1 protein-coding gene is annotated in these 711 nt (G+C 72.0%); it reads left to right on the plus strand.

All coding sequences use genetic code 11. From position 1 onward, the window contains the following. On the plus strand, window positions 1–711 hold a 711-nt coding region (locus tag AB1460_RS38015; RefSeq protein ID WP_368967445.1), incomplete at both ends, for an ISAs1 family transposase.

Consider the following 711-nt stretch of genomic DNA (forward strand, 5'->3'; position numbering starts at 1 on the left):
TTGGACGCTGACGCGCTGGACACGGCGTTGGGAGCGTGGGCCGTCGCGGCGACCAGCCCGGACACGGGGACGCGGCGGCGGGTCGCGGTCGACGGCAAGACCCTGCGTGGCTCCCGCACCGGCGAGGTCACCGGTCGGCATCTGCTCGCAGCCCTCGACCATGACACCGGTGTCGTGCTCGGCCAGGTCGCGGTGGACGCGAAGACGAACGAGATCCCCGCGCTGCCTGTCCTGCTCGCCGGTCTCGACCTGACCGGTGTGATCGTCACCGCGGACGCGTTGCATACCCAGACCGAAACCGCCCGCTGGCTGATCAGCCGCGGGGCGCATTACATCCTGACGGTGAAGGCGAACCAGCCCAGCCTGTATGCCCAGCTCGCGGCCCTGCCCTGGGGCCAGGTGAGGACCACCGCGCGGACCGTCGAGCGTGGCCACGGCCGCCGCGAGCGGCGCACGGTGAAAGCCACCGAGGTCCGCGCCGGACTGCTGTTCCCGCACGCCGTGCAGGCGGTACGGATCACCCGCCGACGTCAGCCGCTCGCCGGCGGACCCGCCGAGACCGAGGCTGCCTACCTGATCACCAGCGTGGCGACACATCAGGCCAGCCCGACCCGGCTCGCCGCGTTCGTCCGCGAGCACTGGCTGGTCGAGAACCGGCTGCACTGGGTCCGCGACGTCACCTTCGGTGAGGACCTCAGCCAGGTCCGGACC

This window comes from Parafrankia sp. FMc2 (genome assembly GCF_041008525.1).
In the GTDB taxonomy this organism is placed as follows: domain Bacteria; phylum Actinomycetota; class Actinomycetes; order Frankiales; family Frankiaceae; genus Parafrankia.